A 25,755-nucleotide genomic window follows, 5' to 3' on the forward strand; every position below is an offset into this window, starting at 1 on the left:
TATTTTTCATGCAGAGAAAAGGGCTGTCCTCAACTTCAAGGCAGCCCTTCTTTCCTATTTATTCTGTTTGTGCCTTTTTTGGAATGTCTTCGAATTTCACTTCATCATATGACGAAACTTCATCACCATTTTTCACGTACATCTTTAAGTAAGCATCTTTTCGAAGATTTTTTTGTGCCGTGAATTCAAGCTGAATCGTTTCACCATCTGCATTTTTAGCGTCAAGTTTATAAGAATAGTACGTCATCACCGAACCATCATCCAGTTTGGTTTCATGTTGTACCCCATCCTCTGTAATTTGCAAATAATAATTGTCCGCATTCATGCGGTTGAAGTCGATTTTAGTAAGCGCGATGACTCCTGCGGCTCCAAGTATAAACATAATGCCAACTACCATAAGAAATTTCTTCACTTCGATCATCCTTCTGTTTTATTATTTTGTATGATAATACGATTGTAGGAAGCTGCCGTTAAGATATAATACATACCGTAAATAACCGTATAAGCGACCATCCAGATCATCACAGGTTTTGCTAGATTCATCATCAATAAGCCCGAGAAGGCTTTTAAAGCAACCGCACTGTGTAATAACCCCACTGCCAGTGGAACGAAAAAGATTACAAGCACTTGTGATGCAATGGATTTCCGCATTTCTTTTGCGTTAACGCCCAATTTATGAAGCATATTGTATTGTGCTTTATCTTCCTCTGCTTCCGTTAGAACTTTAAAGTAAATGATACTGCCTGTTGCTGCTAAAAAAACCAGACCAAGAAAACTTCCGATAAAGAGCAATGAGCCGACACTTTCGATGCTTGTTTGGAAATCTTGAGGGGCACTGGAAAATAGCGCTTCTTCTGGCACTTGTGTTGCAATTTTTTCCGATAAATCCGTGGAAGCTTGATCAACACCGATGACACGATATTTTAGCGCTTCCCCTTCTTTTTGCAGTAATTTAAACTGCTCATTCGATACGACCACTGCAATGCCTGCTGTTCCGGCATTTAAAACGGTTTGTGTTTTAAAGCTTTGGAATGTGATTGCCGTGTTGTTTTCTGTCCTGATGGTCTTGTCCTTGTATTCAGGTGAGAATCTTTTGTCATATCCAATATCTAAAATGACTGCTTTTTCATTATTCACATGCAGTGCTTCCTTGCCTTGCACTTCTGCTAATTTGTTATATGTTCTTTCATCGATTAGCGTGTAAACCCTTTTATCCGAGCTATCGAATGCCGATCCATTATTTAATTCTTTCGTATTAAATGTGACAGATAGTGCTTCGACATTTTCATCATACTTTGTATTTGGCAATACTGTGCTGACTTGATGATCGCTTTTTGCATCCGTTTGCTGATACATGAAGGTATTCGGATCAACGGTCATAACTTGGTCATTCGCGTTATAATAAAGACCATAAACCGCACCGCCAGCCGTTACCGTTGTAGCACTTAACACCGCAATTACAGTCAATGTACGTGCATTCCCCCGTATGCGATATAGCAGTTGCGAAATCGTCATCAGATGCAGGCCTTTCCATAGCCATTTTTCATTTTTCTTAATCAAGGTCAAAACAAAGCCCGTCACGCTATGAAACAATAAAAACGTACCGGCAATAACCGTTGTCAAAATAATGAGTGCTGTCATTAAAAAGCCGACCTTTTCCCATACTTTAGAAGTAAAAATATCTTGCATCGCCAACCAATAGCCCATGACAATCAGGAAAATTCCCAGAAAGGCTACAATCATCGATGGCTTCGGTGCAGCTTCCCCCTTTTTCGATGCATGGAAGAGATCAATTAGTTTAAATTGATAGATCAAACGATAGCCCTGGAATGATGTCACCAAGAAAATCATAAGAAATACGATAGAGGTGTTCAAAGCTGCAGATCCCGAAAATGTAAATGGTGCCATGACATCATAGCCCATTAAATAGATCAAAATCGTCATGAACCCTTTTGAACAAAGAAATCCAAGTAAAATCCCCACAACCAATGAAACCAAACCTAGCAATAGGTTTTCAAAGAAAAGCATAAAACCAATCTGACGATTACGTACGCCAAGCATTGCATATAATGCCACTTCTTTTTTACGCCTTTTCATAAAGAATGAATTGGAATAGGCAATAAAAATGGCAACGAAGAAAATCAGGATGACTGCCGCACCACTCATCAATGAATCTAATTTCTGTGATGAAGCCGTTTGTTCTGCAACTGTATCGCTATATTTTAATGTTACAAATGTGAAGTAGATGATAATGCTAAATACCATGGATGCGATATATATAAAATATTGGGAGAGGTTCCGGGCAATATTTTTCCTCGCCAGACTAAATAACGTCATCTACCTCACCTCCAATTGTTGCAAGGACATCCATAATTTCTTGGAAGAAAGCTTTACGTGATTGGCCACGACGATAAATTTCTGTAGAAAGCGTTCCATCTTTGATGAAAATGATCCGCCGGCAGAAGCTTGCGGCATATGCATCATGTGTCACCAACATGATGGTCGAATTATTTTTTTCATTTAGTTCACTTAAGCTTTCCAGAAGGCCTGTTGCTGATTTTGAATCAAGTGCGCCTGTTGGCTCATCAGCCAGGATCAATGCAGGCTCTGTCACAAGCGCTCTTGCAGCAGCCGTTCTTTGCTTTTGCCCACCGGAGATTTGGTAAGGGTATTTAGCTAATAAAGCTTCAATCCCAAATACTTTAGCAATACGATTCACCAAGTTAGTAATTTCTTTCGCTGGAACTTTCGCAATAGCCAGTGGTAATAATATATTTTCCTTCACAGTCAATGAGTCGAGCAAATTGTAATCCTGGAAGATGAAACCAAGATTATCACGTCTGAAATCCGTTAAGTCTGTCCCTTTCATATCGTGAATGCTCGTGTCATTCATGAAAATTTTCCCTTCAGTCGGCGAATCAATGGTTGCCAACATATTGAGCAACGTCGATTTCCCCGCTCCAGAAGGTCCCATGATCCCAACAAACTCCCCTTCATGAATGTCAAAAGATATATTTTCCAACGCTGTGTAGGCAGCGCTTGATTTACCATATGTTTTTTTTATATTTTCCACTTTTAATAATGGTTCCATTTGTTTCACCTCTTCAATATTGTTGATACTCATACTTTACATGCTCATTCTTACAGCATCTTTGTCCCAACCTTACAGCAAGCTTAAATCCATAAAAAAAACGCCTTCCATTTAAATAGAAGGCTGTTTTCGCATACTTTGTTGCGATTTAACAAGTAATGCGGTGTGGTTGATTTCCCCTCCAGATGCTCGCTTTCCGCGGGAGTCTTGCACTTGCGCTCCAATCAACCTTAAATCGTTTCGTTTTAAAAACAACAATCTTTACGAAAAGAGCCAAATAGAAAGACGTTTTTTTATGGATTTTTCAAAAGTAAAAGTATTAGGGCATGGTTCTTTATCATTTAACTTTGCTTCAATAGCCTGCGGTCGATTACAAAATTCCCAAATGGGATGAATGAAACGATGAAAATCATCGCCATTTTTAAAAAGGACCATTTTGATATGATGCTCACATAAAGTAATAAGAGCCCAAACACGACAAATAAGAAACCATGGATGCTGCCTAAAATGAGTGTTGCTTCCCCAATATCCAATATGTACTTAATGGGCATGCCAATGGCAAGCAATAAAACATATGAGATTCCCTCAATTATTGTTATAAACCGAAACCATCCAATAGCTGTAGAAAACATTCGCACATCCCCTTATTTGTACAAGTACGGCAAATAAACAAACTTCAACTTCTTATCTCTAATCCAAAATCTGTTACTCTATCATATTATATACTGTGACACCCACTAATAAGTAGTACCAGTTTTTCCTTAAAATAGAACAACAATAGAAGCCCAATCCAAGGATTGGGCCTTTTAAGAAAGTAAGTTCAATTCCACTTCAATACGCTCAATCCCGAAACCAATTCGCTCCCTCATCCATATGCACGAAGGGAATATCCGTATCAACCACACCTCTGATTCGTTCTAGCTCAACATTTTCCCCTTCTAGCCATTTCGCAAAATCTATTGAAGTCGGCTCCTGGTTCCCTCCCAAGGCAATCCAAGCTTTCATCTCCTTAGGTAAATAAGCGGAAGTATGAATAGTTCCCGCCCAGCTGCTATATAAATCCGAGAAGACACCTTGATTGGTATCATTAAACAACCTGAAAGCATCGTAGGCAGATGAAAGTCTCCCTTCATGATCTTGGATGATCTCCAATCGGCGTTTCGAATCGATAAGATGGTGACGATTTTCTTGTTTCATGATTTCAAAGTGATTGGTACAGGCATTTGACGTGCGCACCTCTACATTTCTTGGAGAGGTTTCAACGATATAGGTACTTCCGCTTTTATCATAGACGACGTAAGTGAAGGAATGACGATGCGGGATTTCCTTCAACATCTCGACCGCTTCCTGTACGTTTGCACAAGATTCAACAATCAATCTGCCAATCATGCAGCAAATGAAACCATCACCAGGATTCTTGCGATTCATGAAATTATAGCCTATCACCACACCTTTTTCATTCATTCCATCCATCCGGCCAGTCCCTCGCTGACTCGGGCCGATGCTTGCATACCCTTGATCGGTTGGCTGGAATAAAACATAGCGTCCTTCATATGTCTTTGGGTGGTAATCATAATTGCGAATGAGATAATCATCGCCAGTCATGATGGAGCAGCCCGACCGAACATAATCCAATCGGTATCCACCGAATTCTTGCAGCACGCGGTCAATTGGCCATTTCAACGCTTCCTGCAACCCCAGTAATTCTTCCCAAACTCCAGGAGAGAATTGTATAATTGCTTTCTTGACCTCTTCTTCCTCAACCGTAAACCGCGGCTGCCTGATCTTCCACTGATCTTCACGATTTTTTACCGTTAGTGAATCTCTTAATTCCTCCCCTTGCATGTATCCAAACTCATAATGTGTACCCCGAAATTGTATGACATCACTATATATTTGCTTCACGGCATATCCCTCATTTACAGTAGTTGCTATTCAAATTAAGGATACTTGAAGTATTGTTGAAAATAAAGAATATAAGCATTTAATTTCATGAAACATCTCCCCTAAGATCGGCTCATATTTTGTGCCTGGTATATCCAAAAGACTGGAAATTTTATCAATTACGATGATAACAGCATTAATTGACTCACGAATGAAAACTTGATATCCAGGGGGCAAAAAATGGGGATTGGTACATATAAAATTAGTTGTTTTTTCGGTTCAGCTTCATAGCAAATGAGTGCATATCCGATCGGAATAAACCTTTATAGTATTCGACCAAATTACCCTTGGAATCAAAAATCATTCGTTCTGTAATCAACACGCACATCATTTCGTTCAAACCTAAATGTTCCGCATCTTCTTTAGATGGAAAGCCGCATGTAATAATTTGTTCCGCTTCATTAAAGTTAATGTTTAGATTCCCTTCAAGCGCATCATACAATACTGTTGTACTTAAATTGAATTTCGTCAATTCTTTTCCTAGTTCCAAAGAATAATAATGCTTTTCGATTGCTATGGGGACATCCCCCTGTAACCGCAGCCTTTTAATATGGTAAGATTCATCTTCAAAACCATTTGCCTCTGCAATATTTTCAGGGGTCAATACACGGCCATGATCAAGTAATTTAATCCTCATGCTTTTAGTGGTTTCCGTGAAACTTATCATCTGAAGCCATTCCTGTACAGGTTTTAGGGAGACGAACGTTCCCTTTCCATGCCTTTTTTCCAATATCCCTCCACGAACCAGGATGGAAACAGCTTCCCGTACAGTGCTCCTGCTGACAGAATACATGTCCATGAGTTCCCTTTCACTTGGGATTTTATCCTTATAATAACCTTCTAAAATCTGATCTTCTAAAATGGTTTTTAATTGAGCGTGTAATGGGATTGGATTTTCAAAGTCTAACTCCATAAAGTTCCCTCCAAACAGCCGATCTTTTAGTGAACAAAAAGCTCCCTTCATCGTTTGACAAAGGAAGCTTTATTCTATTTCCTAAAGTATTAGAAGTAACTGGATTGAAACATGACTTGACTACTTAACTTCAAAGGAGTCAACTATGCCAATAATCGCTGCATCGATTGGAGAATTTTTTTCATTCGTCAACTTTTGTGCAGGTAAGCCTTGTGTGATAATAACCGTTTCACCGACACCTGCTCCAATTCGATCCATGGCAATAACAATATTCCCCACTGATTCCTTCAACGAATTTAACGGCTGAACAATCAATAATTTAACATGTTCCATTCCTTTTTCTTTGTGAGTTGTCCAAACACTTCCTATAACTTTTCCTAAAAGCATCTTATACATCCTTTTTAACAAACAGGACATTTAGTTTATTAGCTTTAATCAAATCCTTTGCCAAAGGAGAAATGATGGTCCCCTTCTGAAGGTAAATGGTATCATTCGGGCTATAGGACTTTGATTCAAACCATTCAGTCGTAAGTAACTTTTTGGTGTAGGACAAATGATCACCTTTAGAGTGATTTTCTTCCAATGGCTCTTGTTTATTTTGGCCATTCACTTCTAGCTCTTTACAAAGTTTATTAATGATTACATCAGCTAAATCCTTTTGCGGTGAAAACGTTATGCCAAGCTCCGTCATTTGCTTCATATACTCTTCAAACCGTTTACGATATGGAGCTGGTAAAGAGATGGCTTTTAAACAACTACGATCCGATCGTTTAATCCCTGGTACATCTTCGCCGACTAATATGAATTTTTGCAACAAGCTCGCCGAGAAAATGATTTCTGACTTAATTGATCCTTTTAATCCAGTAGCAACCCTTGCCGCATTATCCAAATCAATTTCAGGAATAATGATCCCATCATACCCTTTTGGGAGCTCCATTGCCGATGGAGCATATTCATCAGCGGCAATCACCTTCCTTGCCCCGCTCGATTCAACCTGTTGCATGCCTATCCAAGATGATGTTTCACCATCTAAAAATAAAGTATCAAAAGCTATATTTGCATTTTTCAATTTAATAAACTGATCTGTAAATGGCTCATGTGCCGAGCTATCACAAAAGACAAATAAAACTTTTCCGTTATTTTCTTTTTCCTTCTGCACTTGAATAGATTGTAAAACTTCCCGAACAACCGATTCTACCATTGAACGAATTTCGATTCTCCTCACCTCCCTTTTTGCGACAGGAATTCTCCATTTTTCCCAACCACTTTTAAATAATCACCTGTTTTCAAACCTGCTGCATTTCCTTCATCTAGATCAACGTGGAAATCCAGTTTGTATCTCGGAGCTACTCGAACGATAACATCCAAGAAAATTATAGAGCGCTCGCCTATTGATTGAAGAAGTAAACCATCTCCATGCTTAACGTCAAACTGTTGAGCATTCTCAGGTGACATATGCACATGACTCTTTGCTATAATCACTCCTTTATGGAGAGCTACACAGCCTTTTGGTCCAATTAGCGTCAAGCCTGGCGTATCATCGATTGAACCTGATAACCGTATGGGCGGATGGATCCCCAATTGAAATCCATCCGTTTTAGATATTTCTACTTGAGTATCTTCCCTTACCGGACCAAGGATTCGGACTTTTTGGATCATCCCTTTTGGCCCCAGTAAAGTGACTTGTTCCTTTGCAGCAAATTGTCCTGGTTGTGACAATTCTCGTATAGGAGTTAGTTCATAATTATTTCCAAACAGTATTTCGACATCGTGTGATGATAAATGAATATGCCTATTTGAAACACCCACAGGAATCATTAAATTATGCATTTCCCCTTCATTTGACGACGAGGAATGTTTAATAGGGTCCATATTTCCAATGACAATTCTTCTGTCTCTTAAGAAATCAGCCGCCGCAGGAGTTAGTCTATCGTCCCCAATAGGATATGGATTTGGAATCCCGGTTTTCAACATCCGTCTTAATTTGGATTCCGTTATAATTGCCATAAGTTATTGTTTATCCTTCCAACTTCGGAAGAATAAGTTCAATATCTGAATGAGGACGTGGAATGACATGAACGGAAATCAGTTCTCCTATATTTTCAGCTGCTGCGGCTCCTGCGTCTACAGATGCTTTAACCGCTCCAACATCCCCCCGCACCATGACTGTTACTAGGCCTCCACCAGCATGTACTTTACCAATTAATTTTACATTTGCAGCTTTTGACATGGCATCAGCGGCCTCTATTGCACCTACTAACCCTTTTGTTTCGATCATTCCTAATGCTCCCATTTCTACGCTCATTGTTTATGCCTCCCTATTTATAAGTTATATTTTAAGTTCTTGCAGGACACTTTTCACGATATCCATAACTTCCGATCTTGAAATTGTTTTCTCACTACCTGTTGCCTCATTTCGAGCATGAACATTGCCTGATTCTTGTTCATTGGACATTTCACGAACTCCAAAAGCAATTCGTTTTATATTCAACAAATGCTCTGGACCGATGTTGTCCGACGATACATTATTTCCATATGTTCCACAACCAAGTGTCATGGATGGCGTAATCCCTGTCGTAGCACCAATTCCACCAAATGTTGTTCCGGAATTGACTACAACTCGAGATACTTTTTGTTCCAACCCTATCTTTTCAATAATTCGTTTGTCTTCAGAATGAATCCCAAGCGTATGCCCAAGTCCGCCTACTTTAAGCAATTCATTACAAACATGACTGGCTTCCTGCCAATCCTCAACAGTATAATAAGCTAAAATTGGAGATAACTTTTCTACTGAAAAAGGATAAGACTTTCCGATATTCGTTTCTTCTGCAATCAATACCTTAATCCCATCTGAAAGGAAAATCCCTGCCATATTGGCTAATGTTTGTGGGGATTTGCCCACTATTCCAGGATTTAACCTCCCGTTGACCATGATGATTTCCTCTATTTTTTTCTTTTCATAATCATCCAGGAAATATGCCCCTTCATTTTCCAACTCTTTTTTCACTTTTCTTTTTATACTTTTTTCTACAATGATCGCTTGTTCAGATGCACAGATGGTCCCATAATCAAATGTTTTACTTTGCACGATTTGTTTAACGGCTTTTTCTACATTTGCACTGGAATGAATAAAAACTGGAACATTTCCAGGTCCTACCCCATATGCAGGTTTACCTGAACTGTAAGCAGCCTTAACCATTTCTGTACCACCAGTAGCTAAAATAAGATCGGTTAACTTATGATTAATTAACTCATGTGCCGAAGGAAGTGTCGGATTTGTAATGCTTGAAATGATTCCTTTTGGTGCATTCGCTTCCTCTGCAGCCTCTTGCAAAATTCTCACCGTTTCATTTGTACATTTTGCAGCAGCTGGATGTGGACTAAAAACGATGGCATTTCTGGACTTTAATGAGATCAGTGCTTTAAAGATGGCTGTTGAAGTAGGGTTAGTGGACGGGACAATCCCCGCTATTACGCCCACCGGTTCAGCTACTTCCCACACTTGTTTTTCTTCATTACGAGAAATGATCCCTACTGTCTTTTTATCTTTCATTGATTCAAATATATCTCTTGCGGAAAATAGATTTTTTGTCCGCTTATCCTCTACCCTTCCATACCCCGTTTCATCAACAGCCATCGCTGCAAGCCTTCCAGCTTCCTTTGTAGCAGCTTGAGCCATACTCTGAACAATTCGATCAACTTGGTCTTGAGTCATTTTTTCCATTTTTTGCTGTGCTAACTTTGCTTGTTCAAGAAGCTGTCTTGCTTCTTGAATCGATTCAAGATCTTTATCCAACATCATCATTTATCCCCACCTTTCCCATTCTGAAGTGCATTTATATATTTTATTAATTCCTCTTTTTTCGCAGTTGTAATTTCTTGGGGAGATAGAGGGAAGCCACTTAGAGAATTGGCAAGCTTTCTTAACTCTTGGGTGCTCTTTTTATGAAGTTCTTTTACATTTTCAGCGACTTTTTCACCAATAGCTATGGTACCTGGCTGTTCAACTCGCTGGATTGCTTTTTCACTTTTGACAGCCTTTTTTTCTTCTTCAAGCTTTGGAAAGAGCATTTTGATAACATGATCATCCGGTCGCGCCAAAACACGCGAATAACGGAATATTCCGACTTTTCTAGCCGCTTCTTCTCCTACAATAACAGCCGATTGTACGGAAGAAACATCACCCACTATATAAATAGTAACAATCCCTGCATCTGCCCCTTGATAGGTAGTGATTTTTACATCAGCTGCCTTCGAAGCGGCATCTGCAGCAGCAATCATTGCGGGAAAGCCAATAGTTTCGACCAGACCTAATGCGTAGGCATTTTTCACCAATCATTTTCACCTCTCCGCCTCTTTGAATCCCGATTATAGGAATACTCCTCATATTGGTTGAAAGAATATTTTACCTTTTGTAGAAGGAGCGAACCTTATTTATTTAATCGCCATTAGCTAGGCGCAAATTAATTTTTGGAATTAATTGATCTAAGTCCCCGATACTATCAATAACATAATGAGCACCAGCTTTTTTAAATCTTTCCGCCACTACTTCCAGTTTTTCCGCTAAAATTTCTGGATCTAGAGCATTCACTTCTTCTTCCTTCAACCCTAATTCACTGCTACCTCTTAATATGCCTACACTCCAAGAACCCGAGTTAATACCTTCTTTAATATCACTCACTGTATCTCCTACTTTAATAAAATGCTTCATAGGATAGACACCTAAATTCATGGCATTTTGATAAATCATCCACGGAAACGGCCGACCAGCAGGCACATCATCCGGAGTTACTAGCAAATCTGGAGCGTAACCCCTTTTTTTCGCTCCTGCCGCAACAACTTCCATCATTTCAGCTGTATATCCAGTGGTAGAACCAATCTTTATCCCTTTTCTTCTTAGACGTTCAACTAATTCAATAGCACCCGGTATTGGATTACAATAGTTAGGGAGTATCGAAAACAGCATAGGTTCAAAATCTGCATATAGAGCATCAACATCTTTATCTTCAGGCAGATTACCATACTTACTTTTCCATAATTCTGCGATTCGGTCCATATCGCACATTTTTCGAATATGATCCCACTTTAAGAGGCCCATTGGTGCTCGTGCTTCCTCATCTAACACTTCTATTCCTCTTTTTCTAAATACCTCTTTGAACACTTCTAGTGGTGCAAAGCAACCATAATCAACAGTTGTTCCTGCCCAGTCAAAAATAACCGCCTCAATTTGGGGAGAATGATTATTCAAAACGCCAACCTCCTTCTTCGACAACATCATTGGTATTTCTCCTATTTAAGTGAATGGGAGTTTTATTGTCATTATTATTAAAAGATGTGGTTCCTATATCTCTATTTTTCTATCTTATAAAAATTGGCTCTATACGGTAGTTTCTTCTACACCCACATCAACAACTTCAATTTGTTCATGAACATGAATGCCTCTTTTCTTTAGTTCATCAAAAATCATTGTCGGTTCAAATGCTTCTTCTGGAATTAACACCCCTGTTTTTTCCACCAAGCCTTTAGCTATAATCTCAGTAGCTATCGCCATTGGGATTCCTACATTTCGAGTATAAGCTCTTAGCATTTCCCATCCCTTAACGGATCCATCACTAGAGGGGTGAGTATGGTATAAAACATGACGCTTTTTAACACCATCTTTTATCCCGACTACTTCAACATGGAGAGAATACCCGTATAATTCAGTTTCTTGGCCTGCTTTTGACTGAAGCAAGTAATCACCAATAATATCCATAAGCCCTATTTCTTTTTCATTCACCACCACTTTTGGGTTTGCAATGATTCCGTAGTCATATAGCGAACGAACGAACTGCATATTTTGTTTAGGCCAAGTGCCCCTGACTTCGATTAGTTGTACGCCCTTACATGAAAGCGCTTTAGCTAATGTGCGTGTTTCAGAATGAGGAATAATATATTGAACGGTTTCACCATACGGCTCAGGCAGTTTGATATTTCTGGGCCTTGCAAATGGAGCAACTTGCACAAACTCACCTTTTTCAAAAACGATTCTTCCAGGAAGGTCAGGATCGTACTCATAAGTAGTTGTTTCTGTAATTGATTTTGAGAAGGCGATAGGCCTAAAAGACCCGTGGCTTACTCTAATAGATTCAACTTCTTCCAATTGATTGGCAGCGTGCATGGCCATCATTTGAGTTACACCTGGCGTCATCCCAAAGCCTGGAACTGCAGTTCTGTTGTTGATTTTGAAAATTCCCGAAAATTCATCTTCTGCACCAAATCCATTTAGATTGATTCCATGACATCCCGCTTCTGCAATACATGCCGTAGAAATACCATTTAATGTGATGGTAGTGCCATCCATTACTATATCGTAGCCCCTCATCTGTTCAACTGTTTCATCATGATTCATTACATTTACTTTCACGAAGTTCACACGAGGGTCGTTTAGTTCGTTAACTAATTCTTTCCCTAATGCTTCATTGAAATCACCAATTGTAATTTCATCAAATTCGGAGTACTCGACTAGATCAAGAACAGCTTCTCTACAGATTCTTCCAGCACCGCCTAAACAGAACACTTTCATTAGCAACACCCCTTTTTTTGAAATATTCACTCAATTACGAGTTACTTAAAGTTTACCATATAGATATTGTTTTGTCCTGTTTTTACTTGTTTTTTATTTGTTTTAATTTGTTTTTTTATTTTCACCTTGTTTTTTCCTTTATTTATTTCTAAATGATAAAGATCTTTTCAAGCAGCTATGTGGAACACCAAAATAAAAGGGTAAATAAATAAAAAGCCAAGTTCTCTAATCTCAAGAACTGGCTTTCTATTTTATATAACTTTTTAACATTATTATTTTATCCTTCTTGTACATCCTTACGACTTGGTATTCTATGGTGCATTCCTTTCTTTTCTTGTGATTTTGCTTGTCGATGTTCAATGTTGTTACTAATTTTTGTTAAAATGAAAGTAATGAAAACAGCCGCACATACAAGCCCATAAAAGCCAGCACCAATTCCAATACCTACACCTCCAGCAAAAAACACCATAGCGGCAGATGTTAACCCTTGTACCCTAAGTCCGTCTTTTAAAATAAGACCAGCCCCTAAAAAACCCAGGCCAGAAACAATTTGTGCAGAAAGCCTCATAGGATCCATTCTAACATTTATATTTGAATGACTGAAAACGTCAACACTGTAAATTGAAACAAGAGTGATTAAAGTGCAAGATACAGAAACATAAGTAAATGTTTTTAATCCAGCTGGTTTGTTTTTTGCACTCCTATCCCAGCCGATAAACATTCCTAGCAGGGCACTGATTACTAGCCTTAAATAAATTTCTATATTTTGCAAAAAATGTTCTTAGTAAAATACAACTAAATACTCCATTTGCTGATCCCCCTTCATAGGCAAAAAATTTGCCTATATTACTGAGAGGTTTTTTTGTTATTATTTTTCATCTATTGTAGTGTCTGCAACCAACCATTTTACATTGTTTTCTCTCAGTGGTGTTTCCCAATCACTTGGATGTTGTCTGTCGGATATCACCATACTTATATCTTGAAGATCCGCCATTTTATAATGGGTCCGTTTTCCTACCTTGGAATGATCAATTAATAATATCGACTTTTCTGATTGCGCGATTAGTTTCTTTGCTACCATACCTTTTGAAAAGTCATAGCTGGTTATACCACTTTTTATAGAAAGACCATCTGCCGATATAAAAAACTTGTCAATGTAGAGTCCATCCAGCATCTGCAATGTGAAAGGCCCAGATACTCTATGATGAGAAGTGTTGATCTCTCCACCTAACATGATAATTTTTCCTGAAAAAATATTTTGATGGTTTAAATCAATGAGAACAGAGAGGGAATTAATAGAAGTGGTATAAATAGTCAAGTTTTTCTTTTTCCGCAGATTTTTTGCCAATTGCAATGGTGTGCTCCCATCATCAATGGCTATTACATCGTTGTCATTAATAAGATTAACTGCTATTTCTCCGATTCTTCTTTTTTCATCAGAATGTATGACCTCTCTTTCATCAGTGGAAGGCTCCCCATTAAAAAATGAATTTTCAATAGCCCCACCATAGACTTTTTTTAGCTTTTCTTCCTGATGTAATTCATCTAAGTATTTCCGAATGGTTTCAGTTGAAACCTTTAATATGCCCGATAGATCCTTAACCGTAACTTTTCCGCTAACCTCTAATAATTCTAGAATTTTTCTCTTTCTTTCTTCTCCAGCTAATGACAAGACTTTCACCCCAAAATTAGTATTTCCATCATTGTTTCATAAGTTTGATTAAATTACTATTCTAACCGAGATTTCCAATATCCGTTAAAAATAAATCCAATCTATAAAAAAAAGTATAAGAAACAATGATGGAAGATACAAGCATTCTAAGGAAAGACTTAGTTATTAAATGCAGGTTTCTGCCAATAGCTGCTTTGCTCAATCGCAAGTAATAAAGCTTCCATATCGCTTTGATGTACATTTCCGATGTTACCAATTCTAAACGTATTTAAATTGGTGACTTTTCCTGGATAGATCACAAATCCCTTTTCTTTTAATTTTTTGTAAAATTCAGTAAACTCAAATTCCTTGTCTTGCGGATAATAGAAAGGCGTAATAAATGGAGACTGTAATTCATCGGGAAGCAACGGTTCGAAATTAAGCTTTTTCATTCCTTCCACAAGGATCCTTTGGTTATTTCTATATCTTTCTGCTCTTCTCTTTATTCCACCTTCTTCAGCTAATTCTTTTAATGCTTGTGCAAATGCCCGAACTACATGGGTCGGTGAAGTGAATCGCCACTTACCATTATTATTTTCCATCGTTTTCCATTGATCATAAAGATCCAGTGATAGAGACCTTGCGTTTGACTTGCATTTTGCAAACTCTTCAATTTTGACGATGGCAAAACCAAAACCAGGTACGCCCTCGATACACTTATTTGCACTGCTAATGAGAAAATCAATGTTCAATGTATCTATATCCATTTCAATGCCACCGAAGCTGCTCATCGCGTCTACAATAAAAATCTTGTTATGTTTTTTGACAATTTCACTTACTTTTTCAATAGGGTTTAGCATACCGGTTGTAGTTTCACAATGAACAATGGCAACATGAGTTATATCTTGATCATTCCCCAATGTTTTATTTAACTCATTCAGGTCTGGATGATTAACCTCCCCACTATCTAATACAACCGTATTAATTCCAAGGATACCCGATATTTTTGCTATCCTATTACCATATGCCCCGTTGGCTAGCACCAGTAATTTCCCGCTTTTTGGAATCACGGTTCCAATTACAGATTCCACACTAAAAGTCCCACTTCCCTGCATCAAGACAGCTGAGTACTTATCCTTTGTATTAGTTGCTAGTTGTACAATCGTCTTCCTGATATCTTGAACAATATTATTATAGTCATCATCCCAAGTACACCAATCCTTCATCATTGCTAATTTAACCGTTTCAGTTGTAGTTAATGGACCAGGGGTTAGTAATAAATAAGGATTGTTTGTAATATCTTTAACATTCATTTTAATTCCACCTTTTTAAAGTTTTTTTACTTTTGTTAATTTCCTATTTGTTTGGATCTATAAATAATCAACTAACATATACAAAAAACAGACATACTTCAATTCTTAACTATTTTGTCCGCTAAATAAGGTTGGTTTTTTGTGGATGCACTATTTTCACGTTCGCTCATCGTTTTCAGTAAGACTACACAAATTAGTGATAAAACACCAAGTAACATGAGGTAGATTGCAGCAGGAAGCCACGAACCATTAAACTTTGCTATAAGCCAAGTAGCAATTAATGGTGCTGTACCTCCGAAAAGGGCCGCACCTAGTTGATAGCCTACAGAAATTCCTGTATAACGGATCTCTGCTTTAAACATTTCAGAGAATAACGTGCCCATAACGGAAGTAATGATAGACCAAAGAGCATATCCGATCATTACCGCAACTGTTAGCAAAAGCACTGATTTCTTGGAGAGCAAAAGGAAGTATGGTATTGAGAAGATAATTACCCCCAACGTCCCACTTACAAATATACCTTTTCTTCCAATCCGGTCAGATAATTTACCAATAAGAGGAATCATAAAGAGAGAAACTAGTGTCCCGATCGTCACGGCATTTAATACCGGACTTTCCGGCATCTTTAATGTATTAGTAGCGTATGAGACCCCAAAAGTCGCAAACATATAGAAAGGAGCGGTCTCAATGGCTTTTGCACCTGTAATCAAAAGTACTTCTTTCCAATGGTATTTTAGTGTATCGGCAATCGGAAGTTTAGACACTTTGCCTTCATCTTTTGCCTTTTGAAAATCTGGGGTTTCCTCTAAACCATTCCGTATCCATAAACCGATTAAGACTAGCGCCAAGCTTCCAACGAATGGTATACGCCACCCCCACGAAAGAAAAGCGGCATCCGGCAACAAGCTCACCAGAGATATGGTAGCGGTGGCAAGGATCATTCCTACAGCTGCTCCCATCATCGGGATACTTCCTGCAAAACCACGTTTTTCTTTCTCTGTATATTCTACTGCCAGAAGGACTGCTCCTCCCCATTCACCTCCCACAGCGATTCCTTGAATCAACCTTAAAGTGACAAGCAAAACTGGTGCCCAAACCCCAATGGATTGGTAACCAGGTAATAAACCAATGAGGGCTGTACTCACACCCATGATTCCAAGGGTATATACTAATGACTTTTTCCTCCCAATTTTGTCCCCAATGTGGCTAAAAATAATACCTCCAAGCGGACGAAAGAAGTAAGGTATCCCAAAAGATGCCAATGCGATCAGTAAACCTACCGCTGGACTAAAATTCGGGAAGAAAAGTTTGTTGAAAACTAATGAAGCCACAGTACCATACAACAAATAATCATAATATTCTATTGAACTACCAATCAAACTTGCAACCAAGGCTTTCCTTTTGACCTTTTTCGAGTGAACTATTACCGACATAAAAACCCCCCTTTTTTTAAATTCCAAAGATGAAAGCGTTTTCTAATGTGTAAAATAACATATCACATTTTCTGACAATTTGGAATATTTTTTCTATATTTTTTTTTATTTAATTGGCTTTAAGGTTTTTTTATGTTGGTTTTTATTTGTTTTATGAAATATATGTTGAAAACTAAAATTTATAACTTTTTACTTATGAGGAGATAAATGAACGTTTACAGACGCAATACATTTTATTCCTGCTTCCGTTTTTGCGGTTGCGGGCCGTGGCTGCTTATTGATTGGAACCTTGTTCATTGGGTTATGTAATCCATAGGCAGTCAAGAGCCAATGAATGTTCTTATATAACAGAAAACGAGATTTCATTTACTTTGTCCTAAATTAAGAGGCGAACCTCAGCCTCTTCGTTCGAAAATGGACGCATGTTAAAAGCGCTGAAGAGCATATCAGCGCTTTTTTCATTAGGCTGTTTTTGCATAATTCACTGCTATTTACCAAGTAAAGCGGTGTGGTTGATTTCCCCTCCAGATGCTCGCTTTCCGCGGGGCGGGCGGTGAGCCTCCTCGGCGTAAACGCCTGTGGGGTCTCACCTGTCCCGCTGCTCCCGCAGGAGTCTCGCACTTGCGCTCCAATCAACGTCAAATAGTTTTGTTCTAAAAAACAATCTTTACGAAAAGAGCCTTTTATTATGATGAAAACATAAGAAACCCAAAACGATTTAAGATACACGGTGAACTAAAAAACAACTTTCAATGTTCCAGTTATCAAAGTATTCATTTTAGTACTTTGTAACATTATAAATAAATTCATTATAGCAATATAAAAGTAAATTATTCACAAATAATTTTTCATCAGGAAAATAATTTGAATAAAGTTTTTGATTTTCGCGAGATTTAGTGACTTTTGAAAAAAAGATGGACATCAGATCATCAAGTTACTATTTCACCTAAAAGGAGTGAAGGTTCTTGCAACAGTGCAGTTGTACCAGTAAAAACTATGGAAGTTGAATGTGATAAAAATTTCAATTTAGCTAAGAAAGTGGATCTATTGGATAAACCCGAATAATTTATAATACAGAGATTCCAGATACAGATACTTCCCATGTGGAAAACTATTATTATTGATAATGAGTGGTAACAGAACATTATTAAGGGAAGGACTTTTCTATCAGAAATTATTGTTTTATAAAATCATTCTGTAATGAATTTCAAAGATTCCCCATTGTACTTTTTTATATCAACTACATCAAAGCCCACAAATTCTTGAAAATCATTGTCCGCAAAACAAAAGTCAATTCCTTTAAAGCTAAACTTACTTTTAATATCCTTTTCAGTTATGCGGAATGAAAATTTCTCTCCATTTTTCTTATATATTTTCTTGCTTCCAGCTATTTTAGACAACTTTGGTGTCATTGGGCCACAAAACTCGATCCTCACTATTCTACTACCTTCATCTTCTGCTAAATATCAACAGGACTAGGACCGCCCCTGTTGCTGCTTCTTGAACTGGTTATTTACATCATAAGTTGAAATTAAGATAAGCCTTTAAAATTTTTGAAACAACTCACCACCCCATACCTCCCTCATAATCTGTAACTAGGCACATTTTGAGGGGGACGGATCATGGAGATGGAATTAACGGCACTCCATTGGATTTATGTTGTATTTATTGCATTGATAATCGGGTTTATGGTAAAACGTCGTGATACTACCCTCATCTGCATAGTTGGAATATTCCTTTTGGCTTTAGTGGCTACAGGCAGTTTAGCACCCTCCATAAGCGGGATATTCAACAGCTTCATTTTCGCAATCACGGAATTAATGTCCACAATTTTAATCATTTCCATCATCGTTGCCATGAGCACGGTTTTAACGAGGTCCGGCATTAATGATGTCATGATTGCACCATTTGCGAAATTCATTAAGAATCCTACACTTGCCTTATGGGTAATTGGAATCGTCATGATGATCATATCTTGGTTTTTCTGGCCATCACCTGCCGTTGCCTTACTTGGGGCAGTCCTGCTCCCCGTTGCCTTACGAGCTGGCTTACCTGCTCTTGGCGTGGCGATGGCGATGAACCTTTTTGGTCATGGAATCGCATTATCAGGGGACTTCATCATTCAAGCTGCTCCTAAACTAACTGGGGATGCCGCTTCCATACCAGTCGGTGATGTCATCGCTGCGAGCATTCCTCTTGTCATTACAATGGGGGTCGTCACCACCATATCCGCCTTTATCCTTTTAAAGCGGGATATGAAGCTGGGAAGAATCAATGCGGCGGATAATGAGGGAATCATCCAAGATCAGACAATCAGTGAGATCTGCTCACACTGGGACAAAAGAAGTTTTTTGCCGTTTTCATTCCTATTGCCTTTCTGTTGGATGTTGTGGCATTGTCGGTTTTGAAGTTGCAAGGCGGAGATGCCACGGCGTTGGTTGGCGGTACAGCCGTTTTCATTTTGCTGATTTTATCCCTTGTCGCACATAAACAGCAAGGATTGGAAAAATCAACCGCCTATTTGATTCAGGGTTTTCAATTTGGCTTCAAGGTATTCGGACCTGTGATCCCAATCGCAGCATTCTTCTATTTAGGTGATTCGGGATTTAATCAGATCATCGGGGACTACTTACCAAAAACATCACTCGGCATCGTCAATGACCTCGGTGCTGCCCTAGCGGCCTCCGTTCCTTTAACGAAAGAAATAGCCGCCATCACATTAACGGGCATTGGTGCCATCACTGGCTTGGATGGATCGGGCTTCTCAGGCATTTCTTTAGCCGGATCTGTCGCCAAACTATTTGGAACGGCAATCGGAAGCGGAACCGCCACCTTGACTGCACTCGGGCAAATAACTGCGATTTGGGTTGGCGGAGGTACATCTCCGTCGACTAAAAACATCTCTTGTGTCTACCGGAAAAAACAAAAAAGCACAGCGTGTATAAATAGTGTTGGACCACTACTTATACCGTCCGCCTACTCACGATAGGCAAACACTTGCTGTACCCTTATCCACATTTTACAATATGTGCTGGGTTGGAGCAACGTTTGCCATGATCAATTATGGTGAACGTTGCTTTTTTGTTTCCAAAGAGGAGACAACATATTAATGAAGAAACGTATTGATGTAATCGCAAATGAAGAAGCATATAACAATTTATCATCTTTCACTGACATTGAAGAATTAAATAAGAATGTACGAGTTTGCCGAGACGCCATTCGTGCGTCTGTGAAACGTGTGGATGTACAAGCTAGATTAATTAAGTTGTTAGAGATTTTAAAGCGTCACAGTTGCAAACAAATTGGTGTGAGCTACATGTGTAAGAATACAATTGCGGATAAGCTTGAAGTATCTTATAAAACTGTTCAACGTTTAATGAAGAAACTTGAAGACCTCGGAATGATCCGCCAAGTACCAATGAAGCGTAAAAAAGATATGATGCAAACAGCTAACGCTATTATCATTCAACCTGTGAAAGATGAACTGTCCGACAAGCAACCTACTAAAAGTCCTACTAAGTGTCCGACCATTAAAACAACTACTTCTTTCTTAAAACAAAAGATTAAAAACAATAAACGTAAAGCCGTTGCTCAATTCTCTCATGTGGATAATTCTCTTGGAAACTCTGTAAAACAAGCAAATTTTTTAGCTAATTGGGTTCCAGATGTATTTAGTAATCTCGTAGGGTCTTTCTACGAAAAGGCTGAAACAATACAGGAGTTTTGGAAGGTAATTAAACAGTGTAATAAAGTGGTTGATTATTCTACTAACGAAAGAGCATTTACAAGTAAACAGGAAATAGAAATCGGCACTAAAGCATTTAAGGAATTTGCTATGAAGGTTAAGAGTGGAGTTAAGATGCATAAAGGAAAGTTTGTTTATTTCAATGGGATTGTGAACAAGCTTATGAATGAGCTTTACTTTGATGCAGATTTTATGAACAACCTTAATTAATCAGAAAGGTTTTTACCTGGCCAGATAATTTTATTCTTATGGCATTAATGGGGCAAAATAGTTGAAAATAATAGGAGAGGGAAACTACCTAACAGGTGCGTTAAATAGATAGAAATATAAAATTGGTGCAAACAAAAAACCTCTAATTGATTAGAGGTTTTTTTGAAAATTATATTTTATTACATTAACAAATAGCTGTGAGTGTAGATTCTAAGTTTTCGCTGCCCTACTCTTACTAAAGGGTGCGTTCGTATTATAGAGTTAACCAGTTTTTACTGGTTGCTCCTTTTTTTATAGGACCTATTATTTAGGGCTGGGGAATATCCGCCAGCCCTTTCCTGCTTAATAATCATAATACAATTCTTCCGCCCGCTTCTTGTCCGTTCCCTTCAGATAAGCCCATATATAGCGAGGGTTTTTGACCATAACCCAATCCCCGAATTTATCAAACTTTCTGCTTGATGTGAGCATGCCAAAAGGGATGATGCCGAAAAGCTTTCGATTTACCAGCCCCCACATCATCAGCCGATGGGCAAAATCAGCGTCTTCGGCCATAAGCAATTCCTCATTGAATCCGTTAATGGCCACGAAATCTTTTCTGTAGCACCAGAAAATCCCAACTGCAATCAAACCATACTTAATTAGCATTGGAATGGATATGGCTGCAACAGATGTTAGAATCCCCAAAGACATACGGTCAAATAACCCGGATGTCCCGCCACCGATAAATAACCCGCTCGATAATAACAAATTCACTCTAGATAGGAATCCTTTAGACATTTTGGTATCTGCATCTATCGTAATCAGAATATCTCCAGTGGCAACTTTCGCCCCTACATTTCTAATTTTTGAAAGATTTTTGTCCTTATTTTTGATCGTGATCGCATTATAGGATTTTGCGATTTCCTCCGTCCGATCTGTACACCGATTCAACACAACAATAATTTCAACCTGATCCTTATACCGCTTTGAAGCAGCTTTGATGGATTCCAGACACCCCGCTATATATTTTTCTTCATTGTGAGCAGGTATGATGATAGAAAACTTCTTATTCCTATTTTCCTGTGTCAATTTTCTCACCCTTTCTTTATATAATTCAAATTCAAAAAGTGTCAGCTTAGAAGATTGATTTTAATAACACTCAGTTATATAAAATATGAAAAAAGTGACGGATTGCTTGTACATCTTTCCTGTTTCTTATAAGAATGTTAGTGGATTCAACGAATTTACAAATGAAGTTATATGAAAATATAGGAAAATGAGACGGAGTAAGTGGTATACATTTGGGAAACTGACGGATAAATCTTTATGTGTTCAATTGAACATCTGGCTAAAAATGGAAAAAGCCTGTGTTTGTTAAGACAGTTTGGAATGTCCTGTGGATTCTAAAACAATGGGAGCTCGAACTCCAGTCATACTTTCGATGTCTTGAAGAAATAAAGAAAAGTTCTCTAATCCTTCGAGGGTATATGTCACCTTAAAACTATATTTGTAACGCTTTTTCTTTTCCAAGTATGCTTGAACCTGACTTTCACTTTTGCGATATCCAGACCTACTACTGGATTCATTCTTAGATCTCCTCCTCCTAAAAACTAACCGGTACCCCTAATCCTTCTTGTTGTATGATAGCTTCGCTTTTATACGCGATCTAGGTCTAGGTCCCAACCAGCCCCAATCGTATTTCTACAAGTAGGGGGCGAACTGTTTACTTGAGGGGATTTATGTTAGTCCCAAGGTGCGTCCGTTCTACCCCCCAGCTACCGCTATCATATATCGATTAAAAAATGATCATCCAGAAATATCTGGCTGACCTTATAATACTAACGGGTGCGTTAGTTTCATAGAGCACAAAATGAGACCATTATATGAGTGGTCTCTTTTTTTATTTGTTCAGCGAACCCTAAAGAAACAGGGAATAAAAATATTTAGTCGGAAATATAAGTGTTTTATCCCTAGCTGGATAAATACAGGAAACCACCCTACAATTAACAATTTAAAATAGCTAAATTACTGTGTATGAAGGTCGATGATTTATATAAGGAGGAAGAGGAATGAAAAAAATATTAGTTATATTATCTGTTATGATTTTGCTTACAGCTTGCGGGAAGAACTTGGATACTCAAGATAAAAGCAGTAATAACGAAACAACAACAGCTGAAACTGCAGCTGAGGAAACCACTGAGCCAACTATATCGTTTGAGAACGGATCCGTTGAAAATGAAGATTTTAGTTTAGCAATATCTGAAACTAAAGTTATCCAAAGTCCACTGGAAGCTCATCCAGGGTTATTTGTCACTTTTACACTTACAAATAAAACGAAAGATAAAGATATTGTTCCAGATGATACTCTCATGAGTTTACTGGCTCAGCAAGATAATGGAACATCAAGAATTGATTTAAGTGAAAATTATCATTTTCTTGATGCGTTCGGAAGTGAAGAAGATATTGAGACTTACAACAAAATGGTTGATTTAGATAATGCCGGTTCAAACGCTTTACTACCTGGCAAAAGTGTTGAATATGTGGCCGCATATGAATTAGACAATGAAACTCACGATGTTACTTTTACAGCGATAGATCAAAATACTTTTGAACAAGTCGGAAAGTATATTGTAAAATTGAAATAATATATATTGCCCCTTACTTGATAGGGGCTTTCGTTATTTAAAAGTTTCCTAATTACAAAAATATTGAGGGAAAAATTATGAACATTAATATCAAGGTTTACTTACATGCAAAAGAAACTAATTTTTTACAAAGTGGCAGCTTCCCTGTTCCTAATTCAGATTTTAAGAAGGATCCAGATTGGGCAGCTGCTATTGCGGCATATGAATGGATACAGCAGATTAAAAATAACTTTGCAGCTAGTGAGGATTTCCGGATTGATCAAGTTGTTTATAACGATGATATTGATATTACGGAGTTAGTTAAGAAGGTTAAGCCTCTAATTTAAAACAAAAAAGAGCCCTACTCGTTGAACTATACCCCGGATAACGGACACACATAAAAAAGTGTCCCTCTACACCACCAATACCACCAACAGTAATTCTTCTTAAATCATTTGCATTTATATCTTCATTTATTATTAAATTATACATTTTTAGTAATTCCCCCCCCAAATCTTTATTTGTTTTAGATTATGTAAATATAAGGATGATGTTTAGGTTCATTACCTAGAGGTATGTACATTCGTGGAATTTTAAGTAAAAAGCCCACCATCACTGGCAGACTTTAAACGAAATTTTGTGACATTTTTGTATTTATTTACATGCTTGTACTTTAACCATAGAAAATATCATCGTAAAAATTATCCCAATAACGATGGGAATAGCGGTTAGGATAGTGGTTGAAACGGAAAAGGCGGTGCTCACGGCGGTGGCCCCTACGACGACGAAATTCAAATTCTCTGTCAAATTCACGACGGCGAAAATCGTTACACATATAATCACCTCCTGAATACTTATAATTTATGTTATTCTTTTTTAGATTTTACGATTGGACAACACATAGGACAACAACACATTTTATAAAGTCAATATTCTGTTGCTATTTTAGTGAAAAGTAGGAACATTCTGTTCATGAATCTTTATTTCTTGTTCAACTAACGGTTCAAAGAAGACCACAATTTAAGTGGTCTCTTTTATTTGTTCAAAAATCAACATTAATGTTTAACAAAGCCAAAGTAAAAGAAGCCCCTCTCAACTAAGAGAAGGACTTTAAAAGGTCGGAGTGTTACTAAGTTAGGGCAACACAATAATATTTTATCCATTGAATTACATATATTCTTCCTTAATAAAAAATAAGCCCCATCTCATTTAAGAGTGGGGCTTTTATTCTGACGGAGTGCAAAGGGAAAAAAACTATAATATTATTGTATCCATTCATTTACTTTTTATTCATACTTTTTGTTATGCAGCAAATAACTCTTCAAATGTCTCTTTCCCTGCTTTTCCATCATCGAATAAACCTTTTTTCTCTTGGAATTTCTTCAGTGCTTTTTCAGTACTTGTCCCGAAGTTAGAATCAAGTGTTCCAGGATTATATCCTTCGATGTAAAGCGTCGCCTGTAGAATCCATGTGATATTCCCTTTTGTTCCCTTTTTGACAGTGACGATTGCCGCCTTCGTCTTAGATCCCCATTTACCGTCCACAACAAGCTTTTTATTGAATTGCTTATTAAGTTCTGTTTGTAGGCCTTTGATAAGCGCTGTTTTAGTTTTAGGACCTTTAATCCCATTCACACTAAGACCGGCTTTATACCGGCTATTTAATGTTTTTTGAATGGAAACTATAACACTATCCCCACTACTCGTAGGCTTCGTGTCTTCTTTGATATTATTATCAGGTTTTTCACTAACATCTTTAGCATTTCCAAAATTGATTTTCTGACCAATTTTTAATTTAGTTGGATCTATTCCAGGATTTGCTTTAATTAAATCTTCAACTTGCAAGCCACCCGTTCCATCTTTATGTGCAATGCTCCAAAATGTGTCCCCTTCTTGGATGGTATAAACATCAGGAGCCGGTTGTGGTTTGACTGGAGTCTTTGAGCCTTTCCAATCAAAAGCATCTCTGTAGTTATACTGACAACAAGCTTTCCAACTATAACCTGGCATTTCATTATGGGCCTTATCATATTTCCCAATCCCATCTTTAACAAGTGCAGCGTGAAGTTCTGCAATACTGGCAAGTGTGGCATCATCCATAGTTTCATATCGATAATCTCCAGCAACGCAGATACCTAGAGAGAACTGATTGCTATTCCCCACATGGAAGGTCCTGCGGTCGATATCATTCGCATATACAATCCGAGCTCTTATACCTTTTGGTGTGTTAATAACATTCTTAGGCTCTATAACAAATGTATACCCTATCCCCGGCCACCCCAGC

Annotated in this window: 26 protein-coding genes and 1 pseudogene; 4 read left to right on the forward strand and 23 right to left on the reverse strand. The window is 38.0% G+C overall.

Translation table 11 applies throughout. The features are described from left to right. Positions 1-58 precede the first annotated feature (58 nt). The 19 genes from ACFVSH_RS06025 to ACFVSH_RS06115 form a co-directional block, all read right to left on the reverse strand. Positions 59-421, reverse strand: a complete 363-nt coding sequence (locus ACFVSH_RS06025; RefSeq protein ID WP_387705235.1) for a YxeA family protein — start codon at positions 419-421, stop codon at positions 59-61. After that, positions 418-2,337, reverse strand: coding sequence for an FtsX-like permease family protein (locus ACFVSH_RS06030; RefSeq protein WP_387705236.1), 1,920 nt, complete (start codon positions 2,335-2,337; stop codon positions 418-420). The genes ACFVSH_RS06025 and ACFVSH_RS06030 overlap by 4 nt, the downstream gene beginning before the upstream one ends. Next, positions 2,324-3,091 (reverse strand): ABC transporter ATP-binding protein, encoded by a 768-nt coding sequence (locus ACFVSH_RS06035; protein WP_260287394.1) that lies wholly within the window; start codon positions 3,089-3,091, stop codon positions 2,324-2,326. The genes ACFVSH_RS06030 and ACFVSH_RS06035 overlap by 14 nt, the downstream gene beginning before the upstream one ends. 341 nt (positions 3,092-3,432) lie before the next feature. Beyond that, positions 3,433-3,723 carry a DUF3817 domain-containing protein gene (locus ACFVSH_RS06040; RefSeq protein ID WP_034305497.1) on the reverse strand — a complete coding sequence of 97 codons (291 nt, stop codon included), beginning with the start codon at positions 3,721-3,723 and terminating at the stop codon, positions 3,433-3,435. 208 nt (positions 3,724-3,931) lie between these two features. Further along, on the reverse strand, positions 3,932-4,996 hold the full coding sequence (locus tag ACFVSH_RS06045) for a C45 family autoproteolytic acyltransferase/hydrolase (RefSeq protein WP_387705239.1): 1,065 nt from the start codon (positions 4,994-4,996) through the stop codon (positions 3,932-3,934). Between the two features lie 241 nt (positions 4,997-5,237). Continuing rightward, complete coding sequence (locus ACFVSH_RS06050; RefSeq protein WP_387604603.1) at positions 5,238-5,948, reverse strand: GntR family transcriptional regulator; 711 nt, start codon at positions 5,946-5,948, stop codon at positions 5,238-5,240. A 120-nt stretch (positions 5,949-6,068) separates the two neighbouring features. Next, positions 6,069-6,335: a EutN/CcmL family microcompartment protein gene (locus ACFVSH_RS06055; RefSeq protein ID WP_387705241.1), complete on the reverse strand. Its 267-nt coding sequence runs from the start codon at positions 6,333-6,335 to the stop codon at positions 6,069-6,071. Position 6,336: 1 nt separating this feature from the next. Further along, entirely contained in the window at positions 6,337-7,173 is an 837-nt protein-coding gene (locus ACFVSH_RS06060; RefSeq protein WP_387705242.1) for a hypothetical protein, read from the reverse strand. After that, positions 7,170-7,955 (reverse strand): phosphate propanoyltransferase, encoded by a 786-nt coding sequence (pduL, locus tag ACFVSH_RS06065; RefSeq protein WP_387604607.1) that lies wholly within the window; start codon positions 7,953-7,955, stop codon positions 7,170-7,172. Before pduL ends, ACFVSH_RS06060 begins: the two co-directional genes overlap by 4 nt. A gap of 10 nt (positions 7,956-7,965) precedes the next feature. Then, the gene (locus ACFVSH_RS06070) at positions 7,966-8,253 is read right to left on the reverse strand and encodes a BMC domain-containing protein (protein ID WP_260287405.1); all 288 of its coding nucleotides are present in this window, start codon (positions 8,251-8,253) and stop codon (positions 7,966-7,968) included. Positions 8,254-8,277: 24 nt separating this feature from the next. Next, positions 8,278-9,750 carry an acetaldehyde dehydrogenase (acetylating) gene (locus ACFVSH_RS06075; RefSeq protein ID WP_387604642.1) on the reverse strand — a complete coding sequence of 491 codons (1,473 nt, stop codon included), beginning with the start codon at positions 9,748-9,750 and terminating at the stop codon, positions 8,278-8,280. Further along, entirely contained in the window at positions 9,750-10,280 is a 531-nt protein-coding gene (locus ACFVSH_RS06080; protein ID WP_387604609.1) for a BMC domain-containing protein, read from the reverse strand. The genes ACFVSH_RS06075 and ACFVSH_RS06080 overlap by 1 nt, the downstream gene beginning before the upstream one ends. 106 nt (positions 10,281-10,386) lie before the next feature. Beyond that, a complete protein-coding gene (phnX, locus tag ACFVSH_RS06085) occupies positions 10,387-11,196 on the reverse strand; it encodes a phosphonoacetaldehyde hydrolase (RefSeq protein ID WP_387705244.1) in 810 nt (269 codons plus the stop codon). Positions 11,197-11,325: 129 nt separating this feature from the next. Then, on the reverse strand, positions 11,326-12,513 hold the full coding sequence (locus ACFVSH_RS06090; protein ID WP_387604613.1) for a saccharopine dehydrogenase family protein: 1,188 nt from the start codon (positions 12,511-12,513) through the stop codon (positions 11,326-11,328). Between the two features lie 277 nt (positions 12,514-12,790). Next, on the reverse strand, positions 12,791-13,234 hold the full coding sequence (locus tag ACFVSH_RS06095) for an MgtC/SapB family protein (protein WP_387705248.1): 444 nt from the start codon (positions 13,232-13,234) through the stop codon (positions 12,791-12,793). Between the two features lie 147 nt (positions 13,235-13,381). Continuing rightward, a complete protein-coding gene (locus ACFVSH_RS06100) occupies positions 13,382-14,185 on the reverse strand; it encodes a DeoR/GlpR family DNA-binding transcription regulator (RefSeq protein ID WP_260287411.1) in 804 nt (267 codons plus the stop codon). 158 nt (positions 14,186-14,343) lie between these two features. Continuing rightward, on the reverse strand, positions 14,344-15,477 hold the full coding sequence (gene phnW / locus ACFVSH_RS06105; protein ID WP_387604617.1) for a 2-aminoethylphosphonate--pyruvate transaminase: 1,134 nt from the start codon (positions 15,475-15,477) through the stop codon (positions 14,344-14,346). Positions 15,478-15,575: 98 nt separating this feature from the next. Beyond that, on the reverse strand, positions 15,576-16,910 hold the full coding sequence (locus ACFVSH_RS06110) for an MFS transporter (protein WP_387604619.1): 1,335 nt from the start codon (positions 16,908-16,910) through the stop codon (positions 15,576-15,578). A 1,190-nt stretch (positions 16,911-18,100) separates the two neighbouring features. Then, the gene (locus ACFVSH_RS06115) at positions 18,101-18,346 is read right to left on the reverse strand and encodes a hypothetical protein (protein ID WP_387604621.1); all 246 of its coding nucleotides are present in this window, start codon (positions 18,344-18,346) and stop codon (positions 18,101-18,103) included. 186 nt (positions 18,347-18,532) lie between these two features. On the opposite strand from ACFVSH_RS06115, the pseudogene ACFVSH_RS06120 reads away from it, so the two are divergent. Together ACFVSH_RS06120 and ACFVSH_RS06125 are read left to right on the forward strand one after the other, a co-directional pair. Next, positions 18,533-19,899: pseudogene (locus ACFVSH_RS06120) on the forward strand (hypothetical protein). A 120-nt stretch (positions 19,900-20,019) separates the two neighbouring features. Beyond that, on the forward strand, positions 20,020-20,865 hold the full coding sequence (locus tag ACFVSH_RS06125; RefSeq protein WP_387604623.1) for a helix-turn-helix domain-containing protein: 846 nt from the start codon (positions 20,020-20,022) through the stop codon (positions 20,863-20,865). A gap of 342 nt (positions 20,866-21,207) precedes the next feature. Here ACFVSH_RS06125 and ACFVSH_RS06130 read toward each other — a convergent pair whose 3' ends face one another. Continuing rightward, complete coding sequence (locus ACFVSH_RS06130) at positions 21,208-21,945, reverse strand: glycosyltransferase (protein WP_387604625.1); 738 nt, start codon at positions 21,943-21,945, stop codon at positions 21,208-21,210. 971 nt (positions 21,946-22,916) lie between these two features. Here ACFVSH_RS06130 and ACFVSH_RS06135 point away from each other — a divergent pair. Beyond that, positions 22,917-23,492: a DUF5067 domain-containing protein gene (locus ACFVSH_RS06135; protein ID WP_387604627.1), complete on the forward strand. Its 576-nt coding sequence runs from the start codon at positions 22,917-22,919 to the stop codon at positions 23,490-23,492. A gap of 77 nt (positions 23,493-23,569) precedes the next feature. Next, positions 23,570-23,818, forward strand: a complete 249-nt coding sequence (locus ACFVSH_RS06140) for a hypothetical protein (protein WP_387604629.1) — start codon at positions 23,570-23,572, stop codon at positions 23,816-23,818. Here the strand turns inward: ACFVSH_RS06140 and ACFVSH_RS06145 are convergent. From ACFVSH_RS06145 to ACFVSH_RS06155, 3 genes are all read right to left on the reverse strand, one after another. Further along, the gene (locus tag ACFVSH_RS06145) at positions 23,802-23,963 is read right to left on the reverse strand and encodes a hypothetical protein (RefSeq protein ID WP_387604631.1); all 162 of its coding nucleotides are present in this window, start codon (positions 23,961-23,963) and stop codon (positions 23,802-23,804) included. The two genes, ACFVSH_RS06140 and ACFVSH_RS06145, sit on opposite strands and share 17 nt — an antisense overlap. Before the next feature lie 181 nt (positions 23,964-24,144). Beyond that, entirely contained in the window at positions 24,145-24,306 is a 162-nt protein-coding gene (locus tag ACFVSH_RS06150; RefSeq protein ID WP_387604632.1) for a hypothetical protein, read from the reverse strand. A 467-nt stretch (positions 24,307-24,773) separates the two neighbouring features. Next, positions 24,774-25,755, reverse strand: a 982-nt coding sequence (locus ACFVSH_RS06155; RefSeq protein ID WP_387705246.1) for a peptidoglycan-binding protein, incomplete at its 5' end; no start/stop codon positions are given.

This window comes from Peribacillus sp. NPDC058002, assembly GCF_042886655.1.
Lineage (GTDB): Bacteria > Bacillota > Bacilli > Bacillales > DSM-1321 > Peribacillus > Peribacillus aracenensis.